Raw genomic sequence first — 26485 nt, 5'->3', positions numbered from 1 at the left:
CCCGTCTTGGCCGGGCTCGTTTTGCACCAGGGGGGCCAGCATGTCTGCGAAAGTCCAGGTGGACGACCACCTCCTTGCCGATGCCGTACTTGGCGAGCGCATCCGGCTGGTTGCCAGGCGTGGCTTTGTGGCCAGCCTGTCCACGCCTGTGGCGGCTGCACTCTTGCTGTATCTGAGCCATGCCGAGCACCTGGCCGATCTGCAGCCGCTGTATACCTGGAGTGTGTTGATCACCCTGATCGTCATCGTCAATCTGGCCTGCTGTTTCCCCCAGGCGCTGGCTGAGACGCAGCCAGCCAACAAACAGCGCTGGGTGCGCCTCTACCTTGGTTCCAAATGCCTGCTGGGGCTGGGTTGGGGGGCCAGTGTGTGGTTTCTGATGCCGATTGCCACCCCGGTATTCGGCATGATGGTGTACATCATCCTCAGCGGTATCTGCGCCATGGTGGTACTGGTGCATTCGATGTTCTGGACATCGGTCGTGGTTTTCCTGCTGGGTATCTACCTGCCGGTCTTGCTGTACGCCGTTTTTTACCCCCAGCCGCTGGACGTGTATGTGGCGATTGCCGGTGCCCTCTATGCCTTATTGCTCATTGTCTACAGCGGGGTGGTTAACCGCCAGCTGGTGCAGGGTGTGCGTGCAGCCTTGCAGGCTCGGATGTTGACCGACGCGTTGCTGGAGGCCAATACGCGGGCGGAGCAGTCGCTCACAGCCCTGCAAGCAGAGCACAGCCGTTTACAAGCTGCACTGGGCACTATTCGTAGCATGGCGCACCAGGACGAGCTGACCCAGCTACCCAACCGGCGGGCAGCGATTGCAGCGCTGAACGATCACCTGATGCGATGGGAAAGCGGGCAAGAGGTCTGCAGCCTGATCATGCTGGATATCGACTATTTCAAGACGATCAACGACGCCTACGGCCACGACATTGGCGACGACGTGCTGGTCGCTCTGTCACGCAGGCTGGCAGCACAGCTGAGGCCAAACGACCTGCTGGCGCGCTTTGGTGGCGAAGAGTTCATCATCCTGTTGCCGGGCACACGGTTGCAAGAAGCCGCCTTGCTGGCTAGGCGCTTATGCACGGTGCTGTCTGCCAGCCCGTTGCTATCGGCACCTTTATCCCTGGTCGTCACCGCGTCATTTGGCGTGACCCAGCTTAAAGAAGGGGATGGCCTGCATGACTGGCTGCGCCGTGCCGACCAGGCCATGTACGAGTCCAAACGCATGGGCCGTAACCAATGCACGGCCTTGCATTAACAAGCTCTGGGCCGCATACCGCGTATCACTGTGGCGCGGATACCCGTACTGGCTGTACTTTGGGCTTAATTTTTTAAACAGTTCTGCTGAGCGGAACAATGTGCTTGATTGCGGAATAGCCCCGTGCATACTCCTTGCATAGCGTGCCAGCCAGCCACCCTGGCCAGGCCCATAACAGGAGAGATGCCGTATGTCCCACCCCGTACCGCACGCCGAGCAGGCGCAATGGCTCAGCCAGCTGGGTATTCGTGATGTCGAGCTGGCTTTTGCGGATGTCACCGGTTTTGCCCGCGGCAAAACCTTGCCACGACAGGCTTTCATCGATGGTCAGCAGCTGCGCATTGCGCGCGCCGTTGCGATACAGAGCTGCGTAGGCGAGTTTCCCGATTACCGTTTCTATGGCGAACAAGACCCGGATGTCACCCTGCTGCCCGATATGGCCACCCTGCGCCAGCTGCCTTGGGCCAGCACACCACGGGCGCTGGTGCTGTGTGACTGTATCGATCACGATGGCAGTTTGTCGCCGCTTGCCCCGCGCACGGTGTTGAAACAAGTGCTACAGCGCTACGCTGCACACGGCTGGACGCCGGTGGTGGCGCCCGAGCTGGAGTTTTATCTGTTTGCGGCCAACCCTGACAGTGATGCGCCGTTTCAGCCACCGGCCTTGCGCAGTGGCCGGCGCGAGCGCGGCTTCGATTCGTTCAGCTTCAGTACCCTGAACGACCTGGAAGCGTTCTTTGATGATGTCTATCGAGGCTGCGAAATGCTGGGTATCGCCACCGATACCTGGGTGCACGAGATGGGCCCCAGCCAGTTCGAGATCAACCTCAAGCATGGCGATGCGCTGGCGCTGGCCGACCAGACCTTTCTGTTCAAGACCCTGCTGAAAGAAACCGGCAACAAGCATGGCCTGAATGTGGTGTGCATGGCCAAGCCGCTGGCGGGCGAGCCGGGCAGCTCCATGCACCTGCATCAGAGCGTGGTAGACCGCGACGGTTGCAATATCTTCAGCCTGCCGGATGGCAGCGAAAGCCCGCTGTTTTATGGCTTCATTGCCGGCATGCAGCGCTATCTGGCCGAGCTGATGCCCTTGTACTGCCCCAGCCCCAATTCCTATCGCCGTTTTGTCAAAAATCTGGCGGCACCCGTGAACCTGAGCTGGGGGGTAGATAACCGCTCGGTCGGTTTGCGCGTACCGTTGTCGGCACCGCAGGCGCGCCGTGTGGAAAACCGTTTGCCCGGTTGCGACGCTAACCCCTATTTGTCGCTGGCGGCCAGCCTGGGTGCAGGTCTGCTGGGGATGGAGCAAAACCTGCAGCCCGCCCCGGCGGTAAGCGGTAATGTGTTTTTGCAGCCGGACAGCGGCGATACGCTACCGCGTACGCTCGATGCCGCACTGGAGCGCATGCAGCAAGGCGAGGCGGCCACGCAGCTGTTTGGCAAGGCATTCAGCGAGGCTTATGCGGCGGTGAAAGAGGTGGAGCTCGCCAGCTTCCACAATGAAATTACCGCCTGGGAGCGCCGCTATCTGGGCGTGCTGGCTTGATGGCAGCCATGAAAATGCCCCGCGGAGCGGGGCATTTTCATGCAGGGCGGGAGCGGCCTAGCGTTCTTTGGCCAGCAGCTCGATGATCTCGCTGCGCGTGTAGCCGGTCATATTGCACTGCGCCTCGACAATCCACAGCTCCACCTGCTGGCGGTCGCCCTGGGCGGCCCGTAGCAGCTTGCCGTAGGCTTCCCCGGTCATGTGGCTGGTGGGCGTCAGGACACGGCGCTGGGTATGGGCGGCGTACAGGGTGTGGCTGGGGGGATGGTTTTTCTGTTTTTTGCCCTGGCGGTAAAAGAACCAAGCCAAGCCGGCAAAAAGAATACAGATCACAAGAATGAAGATTCCCAGCACATCAGCCTCCCTTAGGTAACGTACCTGACATGATAATTGAATTGCCTCATTTTGGTGATTGGTAGAAATACGAACACGACAGCATTTGCACCAGATCAAGCAAGGTCGAAGCAGTCATAGGGGCTGCAAGCACGCTTATAGCACAATCTGGATAAGCATCGGACACCCACTGGTAAGGAGAGTTTCATGTACAAACACCTCGCAATTGCACTGGACGGCAGCCATAACGCCCGGCCTGCACTGGTCGAAGCCGTGCGTATTGCCGCGTCGGCCAATAGCCATCTTTCCCTGGTGCACGTCATTTGCCTGCACGATTTTGCCGTAGACAGTGCGGGCCTGCTGGATACGCAAGCATTGTACGACGAGGCCAGAAAACAAGGACAGTCCGTACTGGATGAAGCAGCAGCCTACGCACGGCAACATGGTGTAAAAGACATCAGCCAGCAGCTGCTGGAAGCACCCCAGGGTAGCGAAGCCGCCACCGGGCAACTGGTCGACTTTGCCGCTGAAACCGGGGCGGACCTGCTGGTGATCGGCACGCACGGCCATCGTGGCTGGCGCCACCTGCTGCTAGGCAGCTTTGCCGAGTCGGTACTGCGCAAGAGCACCTTGCCCCTGCTGGTGGTGCGTAACCCGGAAGACGACAACAGCGCAGCGCCAAGCGCAGGCTAAGGTTGGCCGCAGTGTGTGCCAGCAGCCACTGCGGCCCACTGCAACCCTAGCGGCGGCGCGCCAGGATGAAAAACTCGTGGTTGCCGTCGCCACCCTTGATCGGGCTGTCAAACCAGCCCAGCTTGTCAAAGCCCAGCTCGGCCACGCAGCGGCTGATCTTGTCTTCCACGCCGGCATACAGCGAGGCATCGCGCACGATACCACCGTGGCCCAGGCCCTCGCGCCCCACCTCGAACTGCGGCTTGACCAGGCTGAGCAAATAGCCCCCCGGGCGGATCAGCGGCAGCGCGGAAGGGTAGATCAGCGCCACCGAAATAAACGACACGTCGCACACCATCAGGTCGAAGGCTTCGCCGTCGTTGGCCGCCAGCAGCGCGGCGTGGTCCAGCGCACGGGCATTCACCCCTTCAAAATAGCGCACGCGTGCGTCGCTGCGCAGCCGTGCGGCCAACTGGTCGTGCCCGACATCCACCCCCACCACACGGCACACACCGGCCTGCAGCAGGCAGTCGCTAAAGCCGCCGGTAGATTGCCCCACGTCCAGCGCGCGCCAGCCCTGGATATCGTCCAGGCCGGCCGCTGCCAGCGCGCCGGCCATTTTCAGCCCGCCACGCGATACATAGCGGTCGGCTTCGTCCGGCACGATATGGAATACCGCATCATCCGGCAGCTTCTGGCTGGCCTTGCCGATCACGCGCGTGCCCACGCCCTCAGCCACGCTGACGCGGCCAGCCTCGATCAGCTGCTGTGCTGCCGTACGCGACGGGGCCAGGCCCTGTTCTACCAAGAGAAGATCCACGCGCTTCATTCCTGCCCCCTACTGCCAGTACAAAACCGCGCAAGGGTGCGCAATCTGCCCGGTACTGTCAAGGCGGGCTTGGCCGCGCACGATAGCAGTGCGATGATGCATTCATTTATTGCTATCTTCACCCCCACATTTCACCCCAGACAGGTGCCGGTATGGACAATCTGACTTTGCATCCGCACACCGTGCGCGTATTGGGCGCACTGATCGAAAAACAGGCGCTCACCCCCGACAGCTACCCGCTCACCCTGAATGCCCTGCAGTCTGCCTGCAACCAGCTCACCAGCCGTGACCCGGTACTCAGCCTGAGCGAGGCGGACATCAGCAGCGCACTAGACGAGCTGATGGCGCAAAAGCTGGTGGCCGAGCGCATACCGGCAGGCAGCCGCGTGGCCAAGTACGAACACCGGCTGAACTATGCCTGGAATATCGACGGGGCCAGGTTGGCCGCACTGGGCCTGCTGCTGCTGCGTGGTGCCCAGACCAGCGCCGAGCTGCGCACCCGTGCCGGCCGTGTCTACAGCTTTGCCAGCGTGGACGAAGTAGAAACCGCACTGGCGGCACTGGCAGACAAGTACCCCCCGCTGGTAGAAAAACTGCCGCGCCAGCCCGGCGAGCGCGAAGCCCGCTGGGTTCACTTGCTGCACCCGCCAGCCCAGGCCCAGCCCAACCCGGCAGCGCCAGCCGAGCCAGCCTTGCAGGAAAGGGTAGCCCAGCTGGAAGCGCAGCTGGCTACCATGTTGCAGCGCATCGAAGCGCTGGAGGCGCAGCAGCCGAGCGCGTAATATGGCGGCGCTCTTCATGATTAACGGATAACGACAATGACACGCTACACCCTGTTGGCCGCCTTGCTGGCCATGCCCTTTGCCGCCCACGCTGGCGATACCACCCTTGCTGCGGGCAGCGAATACCGCTTTGTTACCCGCATGCCTACCGGCCTGGGCCCTGGCCTGGCGCTGGACTATGTCAAATCGGACAACAAGGACAAGCTGGGCGACAAACCCAGCTTTGGCGCCGCGGGTGTCATGGTCGGCCTGCCGGTACCCATGCTGCTGCGCGTCGACGTAGGCGGCAAGCTGGTGTACCTGGAAGCCAATGGCACGGCCACTGCCGCCATGGCCGGCGGCCGCCTCACCGTTGACCTGCCCGTGAGTGCCGAGGCCTTTGTGCATGGCTTCTATGCCGGCGCCGGTGCCAGCAGCGGCACGGTAAAAGAAGTAATCGACACCATGGCCGGCGTGCGCTGGAGCCCGCTGAAAATGGTGGGGATCGAAGTAGGCTACCGCACGGTAGAAGTAAAGCGTGAAGATGGCCGCCGCAACATCAAGCTGGCTGATGGCGCGTACGCCGGTGTGTCGGCCGCCTTCTGATTAGCCGGCATGCCCAGGCTGACAACCCCCCCGGGTATCCCGAGGGGGTTTTTTGCGGCTGCTTTGGCTGCGGGTACGGTATTGCCCACCGCGCCAGCGGCAAAAGCAGCGATAATCCCCGCTTGAATGTTTAGAGGTATGCGCCATGAGCGACGACAACACCATCCGCCTGTCCAAACGCATGACCGAGCTGGGCTTATGCTCCCGCCGCGAAGCGGACGAATTCATCGAGCAGGGGCTGGTAAAAGTAGATGGCGTGGTAGTCAACGTGCTGGGTAGCCGCGTGCGCCCCGAGCAGACCGTGACGCTGGAAAGCGGCGCGCTGAACGTACAGGCCGAGCGCGTGACCATTTTGCTGTACAAGCCGGTGGGCTTTGTCAGTGGCCCGGCCGAGATGCAGGGCGAGCGCCCGGCCTGGCTGCTGGTCAAGCCGGAAACCCGTGCCGAGCAAGACCGATCTGGCGTCATGTTCCTGAAAAAGCACCAGCACAAGCTGGCCGCAGCGGGCAAGCTGGACGTGGACGCCTCCGGCCTGCTTGTGCTGACGCAGGATGGCCGCGTGGCGCGCAAGCTGCTGGCAGGCGAGTGCGAACAGGAATACCTGGTATGGCTGAAAAACCCTGCCACAGCCGAGCAGCTGGCCACGCTCGGTAAAGGCGTGCTGGTAGAGGGTGATACGCTGGACGCTGCCCGTGTCAGCCGCCAGAGCGACCGCCAGCTGTGCTTTGTGCTGCGCCAGCAGCAGCGCCGCCATATCCAGCGCATGTGCGCCGCTGTGGGGCTGGAGATCGAATGCTTGCACCGCATCCGCATTGGCCGCGTGCGCCTGGGCGATTTGCAGCAGGGGCAGTGGCGCTACTTGCTGGAAAGCGAGAAGTTCTAGGGTGAGCAAGCAAAAGCCCCGGTCACAAGACCGGGGCTTTTGCTTCTGGCGGTTGATGGCCGCTTATTCCTTGCGCGCCAGGCGGTCTTCTTCGAACACCGCAAAGGTTTTCTTGGCGGGTTCCAGTACTTCCCATACCCCTTCAAAGCCGGCGGGGATGACAAAATGCTGGCCAGCGCGAATCTCGGCCACGCTGCCATCGTCGCCCAGCAGGCGCACATGGCCTTCCAGCAGGGTGCAGAATTCGCATTCGGTATATTTGACGCGCCAGGCACCGACACCGCCCGACCACAGGCCGGCATGAAACTGGCCAGTGGGGTCGCTGTAGTGCAGCTCCACGCTTTGTTCGCATTCGCCACTCAGACGGCGTTCTTGCGGGGCGGCAAAGGTATCCGGGGTAATGTCCTGGTGGTGAAATAACACAATCTCATTGGCGCTCGACACGGCCCTACTCCTCTGTACTGGTATCTTTGTACAAGCTGTTGATTATGTTTGACACTGTGGCACAGCCCAAGGTTGGCCGCAAGCCTTGGGCTGTGCCACAACGTGCCTATTGCCAGTCGCCGCGCAGCTGGCTTACGGTTTGTTGCAGCCCGCTGGCAGTAACGTGGGCTGCCGGTACCGGTGCGGCAGCCTTCAGGGCGATCTGCGACCAGGCGCGGCGTGGCCAGCTCAGCATGGCCGGCCCGTAGCGGCGCGAGAAAAAGCTGCCCCACATACCGCATAGCGCCATGGGTACCACCGGTACCGGCGTGCGCGCCACGATTTCTTCGATGCCGCTCTTGAACGGGTTGATCTGGCCATCGTAGGTAATCTTGCCCTCGGGGAAGATGCACACCACTTCGCCTTCGGCCAGCGCAGCGGCTACCGCATCAAACGCCCGTGCCTTGGCTTGCGGGTCTTCCTTGGCCGGGGCAATGGGGATGGCCCGTGCGGTACGGAACACAAAGTTCAGCAGCGGTACCTTGAAGATGTTGTGGTCCATCACGAAGCGCACCGGGCGGCGTACGGCACCGGCCAGAATCAGCGCGTCCATGAAACTGACGTGATTGCAGACCAATACACAGGGGCCTTCTTCCGGGATGTGCTCCAGCCCCTCATGGCGGATGCGGTACAGCGTGTGGGTGGCGATCCACACCAGGAAGCGCATCATGAATTCCGGCAGCAAGCTATAGATATACGCGGCGACCAGCAGGTTCAGCAGCGCGGCAATCAGCAGTACGGTAGGAATGCTGACCCCCATGCCTGCCAGGATGGCGGCAAAGGCGGCGCTGGCCACCATGAACAGCGAGTTCAGGATATTGTTGGCCGCAATGGCGCGCGAGCGGAATGCCGGGGCGGCGCGGCTCTGGATCAGCGCATACAGCGGCACGATATAGAAGCCGCCAAAGATGCCGATCAGGGTGAAGTCTGCCATCAGGCGCCAGTGGCCGATGTCGCGCACAAACGCCAGCCAGTCCAGCGTATGGGCCATGGCTGCCGGGGTGGCAAAGTACAGGTCGATACCAAACAGGCACAGGCCCAGCGAGCCAAAAGGCACCAGGCCCAGCTCTACCTTGCTGCCGGACAGCTTCTCGCACAGCATCGAGCCCAGCCCCACGCCCAGCGAAAACAGCGTCATCAGCAGGGTGTACACACTGGCATCACCGCCCAGCACGTCGCTGGCGTAGGTGGGCAACTTGGACAGATAAATGGCACCCAGAAACCAGAACCACGAGATACCCAGTAGCGATAGCCATACGGCACGGTTCTGTTTGGCCTCGCGGATGATGGCCCAGGTCTGGCGGCCAATGTGCCAGTCTATCGGCAGGTTGGCCGCAGTCGGTGGCGCCGGCGGCATAGCGCGGGCCGAGGCATAGCCCGCCAGCGCGCAGGCCAGCAGGGCGGCAATCAGGGTGAGGCGGCTGGGGTCGGCGTTTACCAGCACGGTGCCGGCTACCTGGCCCAGAATGATAGACACAAAGGTGCCCATTTCGATCAGGCCGTTGCCGCCTACCAGCTCTTGCGGCTTCAGGTATTGCGGCAGCACGCTGAATTTCAGCGGGCCGAACAGGGTGGAGTGGATGCCCATCAGCAGGATGGTGCTCATCAGTATCACGCCGTTATGCAGCCAGAAGCCCAGTGCGGCTACCAGCATGATGGCGATTTCCATCTGCTTGACCACCCTGGCAATGGCCGCCTTGTCGTACTTTTCGCACAGCTGGCCCGCGGTGGCGGAAAACAGGAAGAAGGGCAGGATGAACAGCGCGGCGGCCAGCTGGATCATCAGTTCGGGGGCCAGCCCCAGCATTTTCATACCGTGAAAGTTGATCAGTACCACTACGGCGTTTTTCAGCAGGTTGTCGTTGAAAGCACCAAAAAACTGGGTGATGAACAGCGGTACAAAGCGCCGCGTGCGTAGCAGGTCAAACTGGTTCGGGTGGTGCGCCATGGGGGCGGATCTTTCGCGAGTCCGAAGGACGATGGGCTGATGGTATGCCATCCCGCCCGTTGCTTACAAACCACGCACTATGACATTACCGTTTCGGCAGCGTATGCTAGGGGTCGTTTACCCACGCTGTGCCCATACCATGATCATTAATCCCATCCTCAATAGCGATTCCTACAAACTCAGCCACTGGGCGCAATATCCACCCGGCACGCAGGGTATGTACTCTTACGTGGCGGCACGGGGTGGCACGGCGTCGCATGTGTTGTTTTTTGGCCTGCAGGGCTTGTTGAAGGACTACCTGAGCCAGCGTATTACCCGCGAGCACATCGATGAAGCAGAGGCAGTGGTAACGCTGCACGGCCTGCCATTCAACCGCGCTGGTTTCGAGCGCATCGTGCAGCAGCACGACGGCTACTGGCCGGTACGCATTCGCGCCGTGCCGGAAGGCGAGCTGGTGCCCACCGGCATCCCGATGATCACCATCGAATCCACCGACCCCGAGCTGTTCTGGGTGGTGTCCTTCCTGGAAACCGCGCTGTTGCGCGTGTGGTACCCCATCAGCGTGGCCACGCGCAGCTTCCGTGCCAAGGAAATCATCCGCCGTTACCTGCAGCAAACCGCCGACGATTTGTCCGGCCTGCCGTTCAAGCTGCATGATTTTGGCGCGCGTGGCGTATCCAGCTACGAAAGCTCGGAAATCGGCGGCCTGGCGCATCTGGTGAACTTTCAGGGTAGCGACACGCTGGCCGCGCTGGTGGCGGCGCGCCGCCATTACCACGAGCCGTGCGCGGCGTTTTCCATCCCGGCGGCCGAGCACTCCACCATTACCGCCTGGGGCCGCGCGCAGGAAGGCGAAGCGTTTGCCAATATGCTCAGCCGTTTTGCCAAGCCCGGTGCACTGCTGGCGGTGGTGAGCGACAGCTACGACGTGTTTCACGCCGTGAGCGAGCTATGGGGCGAGCGCCTGCGCCAGCAGGTTATCAATAGCGGCGCCACCGTGGTGATCCGCCCGGACTCCGGCGAGCCGGTGCAAGTGGTGGCCGAGGTGGTGGAAAGGTTGGCCGCTTCGTTCGGCACCACGGTCAACAGCAAAGGCTACCGCCTGCTGAATCACGTGCGCGTGATTCAGGGCGACGGCGTGAACCTGGCCAGTATTGACGCCATCCTGTCGCGGCTGGCCAAGCTGGGCTACAGCGCCGACAACGTCGCGTTCGGCATGGGCGCCGAGCTGCTGCAAAAGCTGGACCGCGACACGCACAAGATGGCGCTGAAATGCTCGGCCATCTGCATTAACGGCGAATGGCGTGATGTGTTCAAAGACCCGGTTACCGACCCCGGCAAGCGCTCGCTGGGGGGGCGTGTAGTAGCGGCGCGCGACAGTCGTGCGGCGTGGGGGGTGAACACTTTGGAGCGCGTATCCGATATTGACCTGCAAATGCGTGTGGTATGGGAAAACGGGCGTCTGCTGGTAGACGAAACCCTGGCCGATATCCGCGCCCGCGCAGCCCTGCACCTGGAGGAAAGATGAGCCCTGAACAAGTGATACAGGCACAGCTGGATGCCTACAACGCCAAGAACCTGGACGCCTTGCTCGCGTGTTACGCGCCGGATGCTTGTATGTACCAGTACCCGGCCACACTGGTGGCGCAGGGGCAGGACGAGATCCGCCAGCGCATGAAACTGCGCTTTGCCGAGCCAGACCTGCATGCCCGGCTGCTGCGCCGCGTGATCGTGGGAGAAGTAGTGATCGATGAAGAAATCGTCACCCGCAATTTCCCGTCCGGGCGCGGCAAGGTGGCGATGACCATGATCTACCGTGTCAAGAACGGCCGCATCGTGGATGCCTCCACCATCATGGGCGAACCCCAGCTGGATTAGGCCAGGCAAACTACAGCCCATCCGTCGGCCATGGTTGGCGGGTTTTTTGCGCTTGCCTAGCCCGGTACGGGCTGGCGTGCCAGGCGGCGGCCCCACAGCAGGGCGGCCAGCATCAGCAAGGCCATTACGCCGTAGCTTAGCCACGGGCCCAGCGCCACATTGCGTGCTATTGGCCAGTGAAAAGCCAGCCAGCTGCGCAGCCCGCATTCACCTATCAGGCCGCCACCCCACAGCAGCGTAAGGTCGCGCCACAGTCGCGCGGACCGGGGTGCCGGGCTGGCCAGCATGGCGGCAGCCGGGCTATCGGGCTGACGTTGTGCGGCGGCTGCCATCAGTACCGCCAGCAGCGGTTTGCCCCACAGTACGCTAGCCAGCATCACCAGCCCGGTCGCGCCGGTGACCAGTGACTCGCGCACCAGCAGCCAGCCACCTATCAGGCCGCCACCCCACAGCAGCGTAAGGTCGCGCCACAGTCGCGCGGACCGGGGTGCCGGGCTGGCCAGCATGGCGGCAGCCGGGCTATCGGGCTGACGTTGTGCGGCGGCTGCCATCAGTACCGCCAGCAGCGGTTTGCCCCACAGTACGCTAGCCAGCATCACCAGCCCGGTCGCGCCGGTGACCAGTGACTCGCGCACCAGCAGCCAGCGCGTGTCACCATCGCCCCAGGCGGCCAGTAGCGACAAACCGATGCCACCCAGTACCAGCAAACTCAGCGCGTCCGGCCGGCGATAGCGGTACAGCTCCCACAAGCTCCACAGCAAAGGCGGCAGGGCAGACCACAGCAGCGCGCCACGCTCGCCCCAGGCGGGCAGGCAGGCGTCGTATACCCACCACGGTAGCAGCAGGTTGGCCGCCAGGTCGGGTAGCAGGGAGCGCCACTTAGCCCGCATCGGCCACCAGCTCGTCCAGTGGCAGCACGCGAATGCTGTTGCCCGGTACATCCATATGGCCCCACAGCCAGTTGAGATGGGCCACCAGGGCCTCGCCGCTCACATAGGGGCGGTCTTTGCAGGTATGGGCGTCGGCCACCACGGTCACGGCGTAGCCCATGGAGGCCGCACGGCGCACGGTGGTATCCACGCAGAAGTCGCTGGCGTAGCCGCCCACCCACAGGTTCTCGATGCCGCGGCTATCCAGATACTGGCGCAAGCTGGTATCGAGGAAGCTGTCGCAGGCGGTTTTTTCGATGACCACATCGCTGTCCAGCCGTGCCAGGCCCGGGTGCAGCTGCCACGCCTCACTACCGCGCGGCAGGTCGTCGGCGTAGTGCTGGATAAAAATCACCTCGTGCTCCTCGCTGCGGGCATGGGCAATCAGCCGGTTCAGCGTGGCCAGCGTTTCCGGGCCACGTGTGGCCAGGGGAGGCATAGCAATCAGGCCGTACTGGAAGTCGATAACAAGCAAGGCGGTGGCGGGCATCAGAAGGGTTCCATGAAAGGTTGGCCGCAGGGCAGTATGCCAGCGCAGTTTACGGCAGCTGACGCAGATAGTCTGGCCAGCGAGTATTTTTACCCGGGTAGACCAGGCCATGGCTCAGGTTGAGTCTGGCAAGCTCGCCGCTTTCGGCCAGATTCGTCATTGCCTTCTCAAAGCGTTGCAGTGCCGGCTTGTCGATAGCGTGTAGTGCATAGCCCATATAGCCGCCTTGCAAGCTGATCGCCGGCTGGATAGGGACGATATTGTTTATGCCGAGTTGTGCCAGCGTATGGCGTGCATTGCGGTCGTTGCTGGCGACCAGGTCCAGCCTTTGTCTTTGCAGCTTGAGCATGCTTTGCATCAGCGTGTCGGCCGTGTCTATTTGCAGGCGCTGCTTGGCGTCTTCAAAGCGCTGGCCCAGCGTCCAGCCGCGTGTCACGCCCAAGCGTAGCCCGGCCAGGCTGTCGAAATGGCCATTCCACTGCACGGTTTGTTCGGCCCGCCGGTACCAGTACAGGGTGTCGACATAAAGCGGGTAGCGCGAAAAGTGCATACTGGCCGCCCGCTCTGCGGTGCGATAGGGGCCGATCAATACATCCGCCTGCCCATGTTGCAGCATGGCCTGCGCCCGGGGCCAGGGGAGTAGCTGGATGCTGCAGACCAGCTGTTCGCGCTGGCACAGGGTGCGGATCATGTCTGCGGCTACGCCGCGTGGCTGTGGCGCCCCAGGCTGCACAATGCCGGGAAAGTCGCTACCGACAAAACGTAGCGGAGCAGCCTGCAGCAGCGGGCAGCACAGCAGGAACAGCAGCCTGTGCGACCAGCTCATCTAGCACTGCCTGCTGCTGGCTTGCGGGCGAGTGGCGCGACAGGCAGGCCGTGGCATGGGGAGATAAGCTGGAATGTCTCGCGTAAAAGGCATGGCATGCTCCTAGCAAGTCTATGGGTATTCTGTCACAAAACCCTTCTGTTTTTATAGTTACATGTATGTAATAAGTAGATTTGATGTCATGGTTCAGCAATAAATCCGCGCATTTATTTCAGCAGACCCGCAGTGCTTGCTATGCTGAAAAACCGAGCTCATGGCAGGACACAAGATGGTGCAGTTAACTACCCAGCAGGCGTTTGAGCGCTTGCTGTTCCGCGATGGAGAAGGGCGCTACTACGCCCGCTTTGCCGACTATCGCTTGCAGAGCGTGTTCCAGCCATTGTTCTATCGAAGTGGTGGGGTGTTCGGCTATGAAGCGCTACTGCGTGTATACGACACGCAGGGCCGTGCCCTGCGGCCGGATTTGTTTTTCCAGAGCCTGGATACCGACGACCAGATCGACGCCGACCGGCTGGCGCGGGCCTTGCACTTTCGCAACTTTGCCCAGGCCCGTGTGCCGGGCTGCCTGAGCCTGAACCTGATTCCCTGTACCGTGCTGCACGATAATGGCTACCGCAATAATTTCGACCTGATGATCCGCCGCTGTGCCGAGCTGGGGCTCGAAACGTCGCAGGTGATTCTGGAAGTACTGGAATACGAGATCGAGCAAAGCCCGCTGCAGCTGGCGGCCAGCCTGCGTGCGGCCAAAGAGGCCGGTTTTGGTGTGGCGGTGGATGATTTCGGCGCCGTGGCATCCGGCCATGGCCGCGTGAAAGCACTGTGCCCGGATATCATCAAGATTGACCGCAGCCTGCTGCTGGACTACATGCACGGTGATGCCGGCCGTTTGCAGCGCGTGCTGGAGCTGGGCTGGCAAATAGGTAGCCGTATGCTGATAGAAGGTGTGGAAACGGCCGAGCAGCTAGACGCAATGCGTGGGCTGGGGCTGGAGCTGTACCAGGGCTTTCATCTGGCCTACCCAGGTGAGCTGGGGGTGGCCGAGCTGGTGTAGCGGCGCGCAAAACGCATGAAAAAACGCCTGGCGGTGTGTGCCGTCAGGCGTTTTTTATTGGCGATGCTCAGGCGGCGTCGCCATCGTCATCCGCGCTGACCGGGATATACAGCTCGACTACGCTGTCGGCGTGCTCCGGCCCCAGGAAGCGGGCGTCCATGTATTCGAACTCGATGCCGGCCACTGCGGCCAGCCCGGCTTCGGGCAGCCACTCGGTATAGGCGGCGCGGAAGGTATCCGGCAGGCCGCGTACCGGGCCGCGGTGTTCGACGATGGCGTAGTCTTGCTCGGGCACCTCCAGCGCGACCATGCCGTCCGGCACCGGGGTATCGGCGGCCACGGCCACCGCAGCGATGTAGCGGAACTGGCCGTCGGCCTGCGCCTGGCAGATGCCGTAGCTGGCTTCGCTCAGCGGTTTGGCCTCGGCAATGCGCGGTACAAAACGCTGCCACAGCTCGGGGATGGTGCCGTCAGCCGGGCTGGTCCAGGCCATGCCGATAACGCGGAAGGCGGGGTGGGTCACAAGGGTAGGGGTTTGCATGGCGGGCTCCACGGGCGGGTAAGGTTGGCCGCAGCATAGCAAAAAAGCGGCATGCCGGCCTAATGCCACGCACTAGCGGTTTTCTGATGTTTTGTCGTCGCCTGCATCGGGCCGCGGTGTCCGCTGTGCGGACGATATTCAAGATGCCGGTTCCGCCCGGCAGACGGGCAAAGGGGGCGAGTCGTCGCCCCCTTTGCAATCCCCGCCGACCCGGGGCTGCTCGAAACCCCGTGCAAAAAGGCACGCCCCAGGCGCCGCCGAACTCGCCCTTCGCTAACGACTCAGGGCTCAAACAAATCGGCGTCTTAAAACCTGGGGCGTACCGTTTTGCCCGGCTCGCGCCAACGGGATGGGGCGCTTCGTCTACATTCTATCTGGCGGAAAAAGTGCCAGTTGTTTAACTGACGGCATTGGCGTGCCGGCCTGAAAAGCACCGGCACGCCGCTTTGCGGCCAACGTGGCTGTTACAGCAGCACGCGTTCCACGCCGCCGTTACGGGCGTTGTCGACGTACTCTTTCATCCAGTTGTCGCCCAAGATGTGCTTGGCCATCTCCACCACGATGTAGTCGGCCTGGGTGCCGGTGTCGTCGCTGTAGCGGCTCAGACCCTGCAGGCACGACGGGCAGGAGGTGAGGATTTTCACCGGCTTGTCGCTGGCGCCAACCTTGGCCAGGTCTTTGTTGATTTCTTCTTCCTTGCGGAAGCGTACCTGGGTGGCAATGTCGGGGCGGCTGGCGGCAAAGGTGCCGGATTCGCCACAGCAACGGTCGTTCTGCACCACACCGCCGCCCATCAGCTCGTTCACCACCTTGATCGGCTGGTAGGCCTTCATCGGGGTGTGGCAAGGGTCGTGGTACATGTACTTCTGACCGCCGATGCCGTCCAGCTTCAGGCCTTTTTCCATCAGGTATTCGTGGATGTCGATAATGCGGCAGCCCGGGAAGATTTCTTCAAAGCGGTAGTTGGCCAGCTGGTCGTAGCAGGTGCCGCAGCTGACGACCACGGTCTTGATGTCGAGGTAGTTCAGCGTGTTGGCCATGCGGTGGAACAGCACGCGGTTCTCGGTGGTGATCTCATCGCCCTTGTCCTTGTAGCCGGCGCTGGTCTGCGGGTAGCCGCAGCACAGGTAGCCTGGTGGCAGCACGGTCTGGGTGCCCACGTGCCACAGCATGGCCTGGGTGGCCAGGCCTACCTGGCTGAACAGGCGCTCGGAGCCGCAGCCGGGGAAGTAGAACACCGCTTCGGCGTCTTCGCTGACCTTCGGGTTGCGGATCACCGGAATCACGTTAGCGTCTTCCACGTCCAGCAGCGCACGCGCGGTTTTCTTGGGCAGGCCGCCCGGCATCGGCTTGTTGATGAAGTGGATGACCTGCGCCTTCACCTCCGGCTTGCCGATGGTGGCCGGCGGCTGTGCGGTCTGGCTGCCGGTGAGGCCCAGCTTTTTGCCGATGCTGTTGCCCAAGCGTTGCAGCTTGTAGGCACCACCTACCAGGCCAGCGCGAATACCTTTGATGGTGGCCGGATCTTTGGCGGTGAGGAAGGCCATACCCAGCGCGGTGCCGGGGTTGAATTTCTTGTTGCCGGTCTTGCGCAGGAAGTTGCGCATGGCAACCGAGACATCGCCAAAGTCGATTTTCACCGGGCACGGCTTCACGCAGCGGTGGCATACGGTGCAGTGATCGGCCACGTCGGACAGCTCTTCGAAGTGCTTGAGGCTGACACCGCGGCGGGTTTGTTCTTCGTACAGGAAGGCCTCGGTCAGCAGGCCCACGCCCAGAATCTTGTTACGCGGGCTGTACAGCAGGTTGGCGCGCGGCACGTGGGTGGAGCACACCGGTTTGCACTTGCCGCAGCGCAGGCAGTCTTTGACCGAGTCGCTGATGGCGCCCAGATCGGACTGCTCCAGAATCAGCGATTCGGCGCCCAGCAGCGAGAACGATGGCGTGTAGGCCATGCTCAGGTCGGCGCCCGGCAGCAGCTTGCCCTTGTTGAAGTGGCCGTTCGGGTCCACGCGCGCCTTGTAGTCGCGGAAGGGCTGGATTTCTTCTTCGGTGAGGAACTCCAGCTTGGTAATGCCGATGCCGTGTTCGCCGGAGATCACACCGTTCAGGCTGCGCGCCAGTTTCATGATGCGCTCTACCGCACGGTGGGCGGTTTGCAGCATCTCGTAGTCGTCCGAGTTCACGGGCAGGTTGGTGTGCACGTTGCCATCGCCGGCGTGCATGTGCAGCGCCACGAAGGAACGGCCACGCAGCACTTTCTGCTGGATCAGGCCGATGGCTTCGGTGATGGTGCTGTCGGCCTTGCCGTTAAATAGCCCCAGCAGGTCGCTTTGCAGCTCGCGCTTCCAGCTGACGCGCAGCTTGAAGTCGCGCATGGCGATAAACACGCTGGCGGCAGGGTTGGCCACAGCATCTTCCAGCGGGGCCTGCGGCCAACGTGTGCTGTACTCGGCCAGGGGGGTGTCCAGGTTGTCCAGCAGCCACTGCCAGCGGCTACGCACGGCGGTAATCAGCTCCAGCGCGCTTTCGCGGCGGTCGCCGATCAGCTCGTCGGCCGATAGCGTGCCGCCCTCGGTGTCTACCGGCAGGCGGCCGTGGAAGAACTCGGCCAGCTGGTCCAGCAGCTTGATCTTGCTGGCCACGGACAGTTCGATGTTGATGCGCTCGATACCGTCGCTGTAGTCGCCCAGGCGGTCCAGCGGAATCACCACGTCTTCGTTGATCTTGAAGGCGTTGGTATGGCGGGCAATGGCGGCGGTACGGCTGCGGTCCAGCCAGAAGGTCTTGCGTGCCTCGGGGGTGACGGCGATAAAGCCTTCGCCGTGGCGGGCGTTAGCGTAGCGCACCACCTGGCTGGCGGCCTCGGCCACGGCATTTTCGTTATCCGAGACGATGTCGGCAATCAGCACCATTTTCGGGCGGCCACGGCCTTTGGCCTTGGTGGCGTAGCCCACGGCGCGGACATAGCGCCAGTCCAGGTGCTCCAGGCCGGCCAGCTGCACGCCCGCGGCCAGGCCGGCGCCGTTGGGCTTGAAGTAGTCGGTGATTTCCACAATCGCCGGGGTGGCTTCGGCTACGGTGCCGAAAAACTCCAGACAGACAGTGCGGATGTGCGCCGGCATGCGGTGCAGCACAAAGCGTGCACTGGTGATGATGCCGTCGGTGCCTTCTTTCTGCACACCGGGCAGGCCAGCCAGGAATTTGTCGGTGACGTCCTTGCCCAGGCCCACTTTACGGAAGGCGCTGCCAGGGATCACCAGCTCTTCGCTGCTGATCACGGTCTTGCCGTCGTCCTGCAGGCGGGTCACGCGGAAGGTGGCGGTGGCGACATCGTGGATCTTGCCGTAGTTGTGGCCGATGCGTTCCACGAACATCCAGTTGCCGTTGGGGTCCACCATTTTCCAGCTGGCCAGGTTGTCCAGCGTGGTACCCCAGAGCACGGCTTTTTTGCCGCCTGCGTTCATGGCGATGTTACCGCCGATACAGGAGGCTTCGGCCGAGGTGGGGTCCACGGCAAACACCAGGCCGGCTGCGCCGGCAGCTTCGGCTACGCGAGCAGTGACCACGCCGGCACCGCACTGGATGGTGGCGCGCTTGCCGTCCAGGCCGGGCAGCTCGACGAACTCCACGCCCAGGTGGCGGTCCATTTTTTCGGTGTTGATCACTGCGCTGCGGCGGTCCAGCGGCACGGCGCCACCGGTGTAGCCGGTACCACCGCCACGCGGGATGATGGTGAGCTTCAGCTCGATACAGGCTTTCACCAGCGGGGCGATTTCGGCTTCGGTGTCCGGGCACAGCACCACGAAGGGGTACTCTACGCGCCAGTCGGTGGCGTCGGTCACGTGCGATACGCGCGCCAGGCCGTCGAACAGGATGTTGTCGCGACGGGTGATCTTGCCCAAGCGCTTGAGAATGGCGGCGCGCAGCTCGCGGGTTTCGCCAAACTGCTGCTCGAAGGTATCCACCGCGGCGTAGGCGGCGGCAATCATGCGGCCAACCTTGTCGTTGCCGTCGCGGCGTTTTTCCACTTCGCCCAGGCGGTGGCGCAGTGCGCCTACCAGTGCGGTCAGGCGCTGCGGGTTGTCCAGCAGGTCGTCTACCAGGTAGGGGTTGCGGTCTACCACCCAGATATCACCCAGTACCTCGAAAAGCATACGGGCAGAGCGGCCTGTTTTCCGCTCTGCCCGCAGTTCTTCAAGCAGTTGCCACATGGGTGCGCCCAATAGGCGGATGATGATCTCGCGATCCGAATACGAGGTGTAGTTGTACGGAATTTCCCGTACACGCTGCTGGGTGGTGTTGCTCATATGTCCCTGAACTTCGGCAAGTTTTGGATAATTCCCGAAATAGTAGCCGAAATGTTGCGCCGCGAAAAATGCCGCTAACGTCAGGGTTATAGGGAGAATGTAGTTTGGATACGGTTAATTGGCCTGCCATTGCACGAATGTAGCGCCGCAGCTACAAAAACCGGTGCATTATGCCGCGCTGCTGTCATATGAGGTGGCATCGTGCCGGGGCATTTGTTTTGCCGCAGGCCAATGCCACCACACTTTGCTTTAACCCGCATGCGTGGCGAGCTGGTAAGCCAGCTGGCAGGCTTCAAACAGGCTGCCAGGGTCGGCGCGGCCGCTCCCGGCCAGGTCCAGCGCGGTGCCGTGGTCTACCGAGGTGCGGATGATGGGCAGGCCCAGGGTGATATTGATGCCGGCGCCAAAGCTGGCGTGCTTGAGCACCGGCAGGCCCTGGTCGTGGTACATGGCCAGCACGGCATCGCCCTGGGCCAGCTTGTCCGGGTTGAACAGCGTGTCGGCGGGCAAGGGGCCGATGAGCTGCATGCCTTCAGCGCGCAAGGCGGCCAGTACCGGCTCGATCACCTCGATTTCCTCGCGCCCCATGTGGCCGCCTTCGCCTGCGTGCGGGTTCAGCCCGGCCACCAGGATGCGCGGTGCGCTGATGCCGAACTTGCCCACCAAGTCGGCGTGCAAGATGCGCAGCACCTGGGTCAGGCTGTCTGGCGTGATGGCGTCGGCCACGGCGCGTAGCGGCAGGTGGGTGGTGGCCAGCGCCACGCGCATGCCGGCACCGGCCAGCATCATTACGACGCGTGGTGTCGCGGTGCGCTCGGCCAGGTATTCGGTATGGCCGCTGAAGGCCACGCCGGCGTCGTTGATCACGCCTTTGTGCACCGGCGCGGTGACCATGGCGGCAAATTCACCGCGCAGGCAGCCGTCTATGGCCACATCCAGCGTGGCCAGCACGTAGCGGCCGTTGGCCGCATCCAGCTGCCCTGCCACGGTGGGGGCGGCCAACGGTACGTGCCATACCTCCAGTGCGCCGGCCGGGGCGGCTTGCCCGGGCTGGTAATCGTGCAGCGGGGTGTGCAGGCCAAGCTGCGCGGCGCGGCTAGCCAGCAGGTGTTTGTCGGCAATCACCACCAGGCGTGCCGGCAGGCCCAGCTCGGGCAGGCGTAGTACCAGATCGGGGCCGATACCGGCGGGCTCGCCAGCAGTAATGGCCAATACGGGGCGGGAGTGGGGCATGGCAGTTTCCGTAAAAAAAGCCGATGCAGGGATCGGCTTGGCGTGGCGGGCGTGGCCCGGCTTATTTTTCGACCAGGCGGTCATCGATAAAGGCGCTGGCGCGTAGTTGTTCCAGCCAGTCGATGTAGCTTTGCTCGATTTTGCGCTGGCGGATCTGCTGTTTCACCACCAGTTTTTCGCGGTCGGTAGACACATCCTGGCTACGTACGTCTTCCAGCAGGACCAGGTGCCAGCCAAACGGGGTTTTAACCGGCTCGCTGACTTGCTTGGCTTGCAGTTGGCGGAAGGTGCGCTCGAAGTCGGGCACTGTGTCGCCTTCGTTGACCCAGCCCAGATCCCCGCCCAGCGAGGCGGAGCCGTCTTCGGAGAACTGGCGCGCCATGTCTTCAAACTTGGCACCGCGCTTGATGCGGTCTTGTACCTGCAGGATGCGGGCGTAGGCGTCAGTATCCGAGGTGGCTTCGTTGGTTTTCACCAGAATGTGGCGCACCTTGTGCTGTTTGACGTATTGCGGGCCGCTGGTGTCGCGCTTGTCTACCAGCTTGAACAGGTACAGGCTGCCGCTGGCGCGTACCAGCTCGGTGACGCCGCCCACCGGCAGGGTGTCCAGCAGCTGGATAAAGTCTTGCGGCAGGGCACTGGCGTTGCGCCAGCCCAGGTCACCGCCTTGCAGGGCGTTGCTGGCTTCGGAGTAGGCGGCGGCCACCTGGCCAAACGATTTGCCGGCCTTGATCTCGGCCGCTGCTTTCAGCAGTTTCTGGCGGCGTTCTTCTACCTGGGTCGGGGTGGCACGCTCCGGAATATTGACCTGGATGGCGGCCAGGCGATACTCGATACGGTTCAGGCCTGTGGTGGTTTGCTGTACCTGCGCCACTTCCTGGTCGGTTACATTCACGCGGCTGTTGACTTCGCGCTCTTTGATGCGCTCCAGCAGCAGGTCGCTGCGCAGCTGCTCGCGCAGCTTGGCAATGCTGCTGCCGTCTTTTTCCACCAGGGCACGCAGGCCGGCCAGGTCGGTTTTGTTCTGCTGGGCGATGCTCTGCAGCGCCTGGTCCAGCTCCAGCTCGCCGATGCGCAGGCCGTTATTGTTGGCGTATTGCAGCTGTAGCTGTTCGTTGATCATCATGTCCAGCACCTGGCGTGACATCACGTCGGCAGCCGGTGCTTCAATGTTCTGCCGTTGCAGGTTGCCTTGTGCTGCTTGCACACGCTGTGCCAGTTCGGACTGGGTAATGACGCTGTTGTTCACCACGGCAACGATGCGATCTACAGTGGAAATGGCCAGCGCAGGGGTGGCCAGGCAAGCAGAAACCAAGGCGGCAAGGAAAAGCTTTTTCATTATTTGTCTGCAGTCTCGTTGATCTTGCTGTAGCCCGGTATGGCCAGGCGCAGCGTTTCCAGTGGGTTATTGCCTATGCTGCTGAGGTCTTTGAGCTCCAGCTGCAGGAAGAAGGCATTCTTGGTCTTGGTCAGGTCGGTGACATAGCGCTGTGCCACCAGGCGTGTACTCCAGCAGCCTTGCTGGTACTCGATACCGGCCAGCTGCTCCAGCGCTTTTCTGTCGCGCAGCGAGTAGTTCTGCCGCGCCACGGCGTACCACTGCCGTGCCAGCGGCCACTGCCCGGCGATATCCAGCTGGCGCAATGTGTCGCGCTGGCTGCTGGTGCCCACGATTTCATCGCGGCCATAGCGGTAGCGCACACTCACGGCTTTGCCAGGGGCCGGGTTGTAGCGTAGCTGGGCATTGTAGCGCTCGGTTTTGTCCAGTGTCTGGTTGTACTGGTAGCTGGCGTCCAGACGCAAGGCGCGGCTGATGTCGCCGCCCAGCGTCAGCAGCAGGTCAGAGCCGCCCTGGCTGCGCTGGGTGGTGGTGCCGGCCAGGGTGGTGTCGCTTCTGTCCAGATAAAAGCGTTGACCCACGGCTACGCGCAGTCGTTCCAGGCCGCTATCGTTATCCAGCATGCGGCTGGTGACCGCTGCGGTGATCTGGTTGGCCGCATTGATGCGGTCGTAGCCGGAAAAGCGGTTTTCGGTGAACAGCTGCGCAAAGTTGAAGTCGTTTTCCGAGGTGTCAAAGTTGGGCAGGTTGCTTTGGTCGGTACTGGGGATGTGTACGTAGTACAGCCGTGGCTCCAGCGTCTGGCTAACCGCCTTGCCATGCAGGGTGCTGTCGCGTTCGAACACCAGGCCGCTGTCCAGGCTGGTCACCGGCAGGGTACGGTCCAGGGTATAGCCTGCCTGCCCCTTGTAGCTATCCAGCTGGTAGCGGGTATGGTGCAGGCCGATTTTGGGGCGGATGAAGCCCCATGGCCGCTCCAGTGCCCAGGTCACGCTGGGGTAGGCCACCGTACGCCAGCCTTCCAGCTTGCTGCGGTGGTCAAAACGGGTGATTTCGCTTTCCAGCGCCAGGCGGAAGTCACCCAGCTGCTGGTTACTGGTGGCCACCAGCTGCGGTACACGGGCGTAGGGCTCTTCCACGCTGCCGGTGCTGTCTTGCAGGGTCTGGTAGCGCTGAGCCTTGAGCGTGATGCTGGCCCAGCCCGGGTTGTACGCCAGCCAGGCTTCGCGCAGCAGGTTTACGTTGGCCGCCGCACTGTTGCGGTCGCCAAAATCCTTGAAATAGTCGCTATCCGATACCTTGGTGCCATTCACGCCGGCGCTCAGCTGGCTGTTCAGGTTCTGGGTATGGGTGAGCTGCCACAGTGCGCGCTTTTTGTCTGCCTTGGTATCGTCCAGCTGTTCCGTGCTGATCTTGCCGCTGTAGTCCGGCTGCAGGTAGCGCCCTTCTACCCCCATCATCAGGCCGCGCTGGGCCATGTAGGTGGGGGTAATGGTGGCATCCATATTGGGTGCGATGTTCCAGTAGTAGGGCACGGCCAGCTGCAGGCCGTCACTACCGGTTTTTACCGTGGGGAACAGCAGGCCGCTCTTGCGCCCGCCATCCAGCGGGAAGTCGATCCACGGCGTGTACAGGATGGGCACGCCCTGGAACTCGATACGCGCATTGCGCGCCACGCCCACGTTGCGGCCATAGTCCAGGTCGATGGTGCCGGCCTTCAGGTACCAGGAATCGTCGTTGGGCTCGCAGGTATTGGCGCGGGTGCCTTGCAGCTGGTACAGCCCTTTGCCTTGCATGCGCAGGGCATCGGCCTTGCCGCGCAGGGAGCGGCCCTTGTCCTGGAAAGCAAAGTCGGCCTGGCTGGCGCTGCCGGTTTGCGCGTCCAGATAGCTTTCCAGGTTGTCGCCTTCAATCGTGCTGCCCGCCTGACGCAGGGTGGCACGCTGCCCGGCGCGGACGTATTGCTTGTCCACGTAGTATTCCAGCCAGTCGGCCTCAAACTGCTGGCCATCACGCTCGGCGCGCACATTGCCTTCGGCTTTGAGCTGTACGTTCATCTGGCCATCGATACGATCGGCCTCGATGTGCAACACCCCGGTGGACACGGCGTCGGCCAGGGCAGGGGTGCACAGGAACAGCGGGAACATGGCCGCAGCAAGCGGCGATAGGCGAAAGCGTGGCGGCATCGGGCTGTGTCGGCCCGGCGCGTGTTGGGGCCGGGCAAAGCGGTTACAATCGCTGCATTGTACCCAATTTACTGGTATACGCGACTATGCAGCGATTAGAAGCCCTGAAGGCGTGGCTGGCCACGCAGTTTCCCGGCCAGGACGTGGCCGTAGAGTTTGCCGCGGCCGACGCCGATTTCCGCCGTTATTTCCGAGCCACGCTGGCTGATGGCAGTACCCGCATCGTGATGGACGCCCCGCCAGAGCACAAAAACACCGACAGCTTCGTCAGCGTGCGCGCACTGTTTGCCCCTGCGGCCAACGTGCCCGCCATTTACGCCCGCGACGCAGAGCAGGGCTTCATGCTGCTGCAGGACATGGGCAAGGTGACCTACCTGGCCGCGCTGCTGCACGACGAGCGCACCCTGGTGCACAAACACCTGCTGCTGGAGGCGGTAGACACGCTGGTCGCCATCCAGAAACTGAGCCAGCCGGACGTGTTGCCCGTATTCGACCGTGCTTTCCAGCTGCGTGAAGTCAACCTGCTGCCAGAGTGGTTTGCCACCAAAGAGCTGGGCAAGCCGCTGACCTTTGCCCAACGCAAGCTGTGGGATGCCGGCATCAATGTGCTGCTGCCCGCCATCGATGCCCAGGCCAAGGTGTACATGCACCGCGACTTTACCGTGCGCAACCTGATGCTCACGACCGGCCAGCCGGGCGTGCTGGACTTCCAGGACGCGGTATACGGCCCCATCGCCTACGACCTGGTGTCGCTGCTGCGCGACGCCTTTATCGGCTGGGACGAAGAGTTCGTGCTGGATGTGGTGGTGCGCTACTGGGAAAAAGCCCGTGCCGCCGGCCTGCCGGTACCGGCGCAGATCGACGATTTCTATCGAGACTTCGAGTGGGCCGGTATCCAGCGCCACCTCAAGATCGTGGGCCTGTTTGCCCGCCTGGCGCACCGCGACGGCAAAACCCAGTACCTGGCCGAGATCCCGCGCTTCCTGCGCTACCTCAAGAAAGCCACGCGCCGCTACGGCGAGCTGCTGCCGCTGTTCCAGCTGCTGGCCGACCTGGTGGGCCTGGACGAAGAAGACAACGACGATAGCATCCAGTCGGTGTTCAGCCACACCCGCATTGCCTCGGACGAGTAAACCATGCACGCCATGATCCTGGCCGCCGGGCGCGGCGAACGCATGCGCCCGCTCACCGACCATACCCCCAAGCCGCTGCTGGACGTGGGTGGCCAGCCGCTGATCGTGTGGCATATCCAAAGGTTGGCCGCAGCCGGCTTTACTGATATCGCCATCAACCACGCCTGGCTGGGTAGCCAGATCGAGGCCGCGCTGGGCGACGGCAGCCGCTACGGCGTGCGCCTGGCTTACTCGGCAGAAAGCACTGCGCTGGAAACCGCCGGCGGCATTGCCACCGCCTTGCCGCTGCTGGGCGATGCACCGTTTCTGGTGGTCAATGGCGACGTGCTGACCGATGTGGATTTCGCCGCGCTGCGGCCAACCCTGGCCGCACTGGATGGCACAAGCCGTCTGGCGCATCTGCTGCTGGTCAATAACCCGCCGCACAACCCGGCTGGCGATTTCGGCCTGCTGGCCGCTGGCGGCGTCAGCGCCAGCGCGGCAGACGGCGAAGGGCTGACCTTTTCCGGCATCGGCCTGTACCACCCGGCACTGTTCGCCAACACCCCCGCCGGGCAGCCGGCCAAGCTGGCACCACTGTTGCGCGCCGCCATGGCACAGCAGCAGGTCAGCGGCCAGGCGCACCGTGGCCTGTGGCTGGACGTCGGCACGCCCGAACGCCTGGCCGAGGCCGACGCCATCGCCCGCCGCTGGGCGCGGCCGTGAAGCGGCGCATCCTCGGCATCGACCCCGGTAGCCGTATCTGTGGTTTCGGGGTGATCGACATCGTCGGCAACCAGCGCCATTACGTGGCCTCCGGCGCCATCCGTACGCCACAGGGCGCCAGCCTGGCCGAGCGCGTGAAGGTGCTGGTGACGGGTATCCACCAGGTCATCGACACCTACCAGCCCACCGAGGCGGCGCTGGAGCAGGTGTTCGTCAACGTGAACCCCGCCGCCACGTTGATGCTAGGCCAGGCGCGCGGCGCCTGCATGACGGCGCTGGTGATCAAAGACCTGCCCGTGGCCGAGTACACCGCGCTGCAGGTGAAGCAATCAGTGGTGGGGCAGGGCAAGGCGCCCAAGGAGCAGGTGCAGTTCATGGTGGTGACCATGCTCAACCTGTCCGGCACGCCGCAGGCCGACGCCGCCGACGCGCTGGCGGTGGCGCTCACCCACGCCAACCACAGCGGCGGTGCCGTGGGCAAGCTGGCCAAGCTGGGCTACAAGATACGCGGCGGCCGGCTGGTGTAGTCGCCCAGGCTTGCGCCA

At 62.9% G+C, this 26485-nt stretch carries 24 protein-coding genes; 12 read left to right on the top strand and 12 right to left on the bottom strand.

From position 1 onward, the window contains the following. Positions 1-40 precede the first annotated feature (40 nt). Entirely contained in the window at positions 41-1258 is a 1218-nt protein-coding gene (locus ACZ9XP_RS05710) for a GGDEF domain-containing protein (protein WP_170253733.1), read from the top strand. 190 nt (positions 1259-1448) lie between these two features. Further along, a complete protein-coding gene (locus ACZ9XP_RS05705) occupies positions 1449-2804 on the top strand; it encodes a glutamine synthetase family protein (protein ID WP_465188132.1) in 1356 nt (451 codons plus the stop codon). A 57-nt stretch (positions 2805-2861) separates the two neighbouring features. Here ACZ9XP_RS05705 and ACZ9XP_RS05700 read toward each other — a convergent pair whose 3' ends face one another. Further along, positions 2862-3137, bottom strand: a complete 276-nt coding sequence (locus tag ACZ9XP_RS05700; protein ID WP_147688109.1) for a hypothetical protein — start codon at positions 3135-3137, stop codon at positions 2862-2864. 207 nt (positions 3138-3344) lie between these two features. Here ACZ9XP_RS05700 and ACZ9XP_RS05695 point away from each other — a divergent pair, with 207 nt between their 5' ends. Further along, positions 3345-3830, top strand: a complete 486-nt coding sequence (locus ACZ9XP_RS05695) for a universal stress protein (protein WP_147688108.1) — start codon at positions 3345-3347, stop codon at positions 3828-3830. 46 nt (positions 3831-3876) lie between these two features. On the opposite strand, the gene ACZ9XP_RS05690 is transcribed toward ACZ9XP_RS05695, so the two are convergent. Beyond that, entirely contained in the window at positions 3877-4638 is a 762-nt protein-coding gene (locus ACZ9XP_RS05690) for a TlyA family RNA methyltransferase (RefSeq protein ID WP_147688107.1), read from the bottom strand. 152 nt (positions 4639-4790) lie between these two features. On the opposite strand from ACZ9XP_RS05690, the gene ACZ9XP_RS05685 reads away from it, so the two are divergent. The 3 genes from ACZ9XP_RS05685 to ACZ9XP_RS05675 all read left to right on the top strand — a co-directional run bounded on the left by ACZ9XP_RS05685 (position 4791) and on the right by ACZ9XP_RS05675 (position 6888). Continuing rightward, the gene (locus ACZ9XP_RS05685) at positions 4791-5420 is read left to right on the top strand and encodes a YceH family protein (protein WP_147688106.1); all 630 of its coding nucleotides are present in this window, start codon (positions 4791-4793) and stop codon (positions 5418-5420) included. 36 nt (positions 5421-5456) lie between these two features. Further along, a complete protein-coding gene (locus tag ACZ9XP_RS05680) occupies positions 5457-6005 on the top strand; it encodes a YfaZ family outer membrane protein (protein WP_465188131.1) in 549 nt (182 codons plus the stop codon). 145 nt (positions 6006-6150) lie between these two features. Continuing rightward, positions 6151-6888: a pseudouridine synthase gene (locus ACZ9XP_RS05675; RefSeq protein WP_465188130.1), complete on the top strand. Its 738-nt coding sequence runs from the start codon at positions 6151-6153 to the stop codon at positions 6886-6888. 63 nt (positions 6889-6951) lie between these two features. Here the strand turns inward: ACZ9XP_RS05675 and ACZ9XP_RS05670 are convergent, their stop codons facing one another. Then, a complete protein-coding gene (locus tag ACZ9XP_RS05670) occupies positions 6952-7332 on the bottom strand; it encodes a cupin domain-containing protein (protein ID WP_147688103.1) in 381 nt (126 codons plus the stop codon). A 106-nt stretch (positions 7333-7438) separates the two neighbouring features. Continuing rightward, on the bottom strand, positions 7439-9319 hold the full coding sequence (locus tag ACZ9XP_RS05665; RefSeq protein ID WP_465188129.1) for an MFS transporter: 1881 nt from the start codon (positions 9317-9319) through the stop codon (positions 7439-7441). A 139-nt stretch (positions 9320-9458) separates the two neighbouring features. Here ACZ9XP_RS05665 and ACZ9XP_RS05660 point away from each other — a divergent pair, with 139 nt between their 5' ends. Both ACZ9XP_RS05660 and ACZ9XP_RS05655 read left to right on the top strand, forming a co-directional pair. Beyond that, positions 9459-10847 carry a nicotinate phosphoribosyltransferase gene (locus ACZ9XP_RS05660; RefSeq protein WP_147688101.1) on the top strand — a complete coding sequence of 463 codons (1389 nt, stop codon included), beginning with the start codon at positions 9459-9461 and terminating at the stop codon, positions 10845-10847. Continuing rightward, the gene (locus ACZ9XP_RS05655) at positions 10844-11197 is read left to right on the top strand and encodes a nuclear transport factor 2 family protein (RefSeq protein ID WP_147688100.1); all 354 of its coding nucleotides are present in this window, start codon (positions 10844-10846) and stop codon (positions 11195-11197) included. Before ACZ9XP_RS05660 ends, ACZ9XP_RS05655 begins: the two co-directional genes overlap by 4 nt. Positions 11198-11253: 56 nt before the next feature. On the opposite strand, the gene ACZ9XP_RS05650 is transcribed toward ACZ9XP_RS05655, so the two are convergent. The 3 genes from ACZ9XP_RS05650 to ACZ9XP_RS05640 are packed head-to-tail and all read right to left on the bottom strand — an operon-like array spanning position 11254 to position 13442. Further along, the gene (locus ACZ9XP_RS05650) at positions 11254-12087 is read right to left on the bottom strand and encodes a VC0807 family protein (protein WP_465188128.1); all 834 of its coding nucleotides are present in this window, start codon (positions 12085-12087) and stop codon (positions 11254-11256) included. Further along, the gene (locus ACZ9XP_RS05645; protein WP_465188127.1) at positions 12077-12616 is read right to left on the bottom strand and encodes a cysteine hydrolase family protein; all 540 of its coding nucleotides are present in this window, start codon (positions 12614-12616) and stop codon (positions 12077-12079) included. The genes ACZ9XP_RS05650 and ACZ9XP_RS05645 overlap by 11 nt, the downstream gene beginning before the upstream one ends. Positions 12617-12665: 49 nt before the next feature. Next, positions 12666-13442 (bottom strand): transporter substrate-binding domain-containing protein, encoded by a 777-nt coding sequence (locus ACZ9XP_RS05640; protein WP_147688097.1) that lies wholly within the window; start codon positions 13440-13442, stop codon positions 12666-12668. A 268-nt stretch (positions 13443-13710) separates the two neighbouring features. Between ACZ9XP_RS05640 and ACZ9XP_RS05635 the strand changes: the two genes are divergently transcribed. Continuing rightward, positions 13711-14493 (top strand): EAL domain-containing protein, encoded by a 783-nt coding sequence (locus tag ACZ9XP_RS05635; RefSeq protein WP_147688096.1) that lies wholly within the window; start codon positions 13711-13713, stop codon positions 14491-14493. Between the two features lie 67 nt (positions 14494-14560). On the opposite strand, the gene ACZ9XP_RS05630 is transcribed toward ACZ9XP_RS05635, so the two are convergent. The 5 genes from ACZ9XP_RS05630 to ACZ9XP_RS05610 all read right to left on the bottom strand — a co-directional run bounded on the left by ACZ9XP_RS05630 (position 14561) and on the right by ACZ9XP_RS05610 (position 24063). Next, positions 14561-15034, bottom strand: coding sequence for a GyrI-like domain-containing protein (locus tag ACZ9XP_RS05630; RefSeq protein WP_465188126.1), 474 nt, complete (start codon positions 15032-15034; stop codon positions 14561-14563). Between the two features lie 464 nt (positions 15035-15498). Further along, complete coding sequence (locus ACZ9XP_RS05625) at positions 15499-19344, bottom strand: DUF3683 domain-containing protein (RefSeq protein ID WP_465188125.1); 3846 nt, start codon at positions 19342-19344, stop codon at positions 15499-15501. A gap of 249 nt (positions 19345-19593) precedes the next feature. Next, on the bottom strand, positions 19594-20577 hold the full coding sequence (gene pdxA, locus ACZ9XP_RS05620) for a 4-hydroxythreonine-4-phosphate dehydrogenase PdxA (protein WP_465188124.1): 984 nt from the start codon (positions 20575-20577) through the stop codon (positions 19594-19596). Between the two features lie 61 nt (positions 20578-20638). Beyond that, positions 20639-21916, bottom strand: coding sequence for a peptidylprolyl isomerase (locus ACZ9XP_RS05615; RefSeq protein ID WP_438698993.1), 1278 nt, complete (start codon positions 21914-21916; stop codon positions 20639-20641). Continuing rightward, a complete protein-coding gene (locus tag ACZ9XP_RS05610; protein WP_465188123.1) occupies positions 21916-24063 on the bottom strand; it encodes an LPS-assembly protein LptD in 2148 nt (715 codons plus the stop codon). The genes ACZ9XP_RS05615 and ACZ9XP_RS05610 overlap by 1 nt, the downstream gene beginning before the upstream one ends. 125 nt (positions 24064-24188) lie before the next feature. Here ACZ9XP_RS05610 and amgK point away from each other — a divergent pair, with 125 nt between their 5' ends. From amgK to ruvC, 3 genes are read left to right on the top strand one after another with little or no spacing between them, the layout of a single operon-like run. Beyond that, the gene (amgK, locus tag ACZ9XP_RS05605; protein WP_147688090.1) at positions 24189-25235 is read left to right on the top strand and encodes an N-acetylmuramate/N-acetylglucosamine kinase AmgK; all 1047 of its coding nucleotides are present in this window, start codon (positions 24189-24191) and stop codon (positions 25233-25235) included. Positions 25236-25238: 3 nt separating this feature from the next. Continuing rightward, the gene (gene murU / locus ACZ9XP_RS05600) at positions 25239-25940 is read left to right on the top strand and encodes an N-acetylmuramate alpha-1-phosphate uridylyltransferase MurU (RefSeq protein WP_465188122.1); all 702 of its coding nucleotides are present in this window, start codon (positions 25239-25241) and stop codon (positions 25938-25940) included. After that, a complete protein-coding gene (gene ruvC / locus ACZ9XP_RS05595; RefSeq protein ID WP_147688088.1) occupies positions 25937-26467 on the top strand; it encodes a crossover junction endodeoxyribonuclease RuvC in 531 nt (176 codons plus the stop codon). The genes murU and ruvC overlap by 4 nt, the downstream gene beginning before the upstream one ends. Positions 26468-26485: the final 18 nt, after the last annotated feature.

This window comes from Vogesella perlucida, from assembly GCF_979366545.1.
This window is presented reverse-complemented; position numbering and strand designations above follow the sequence as displayed.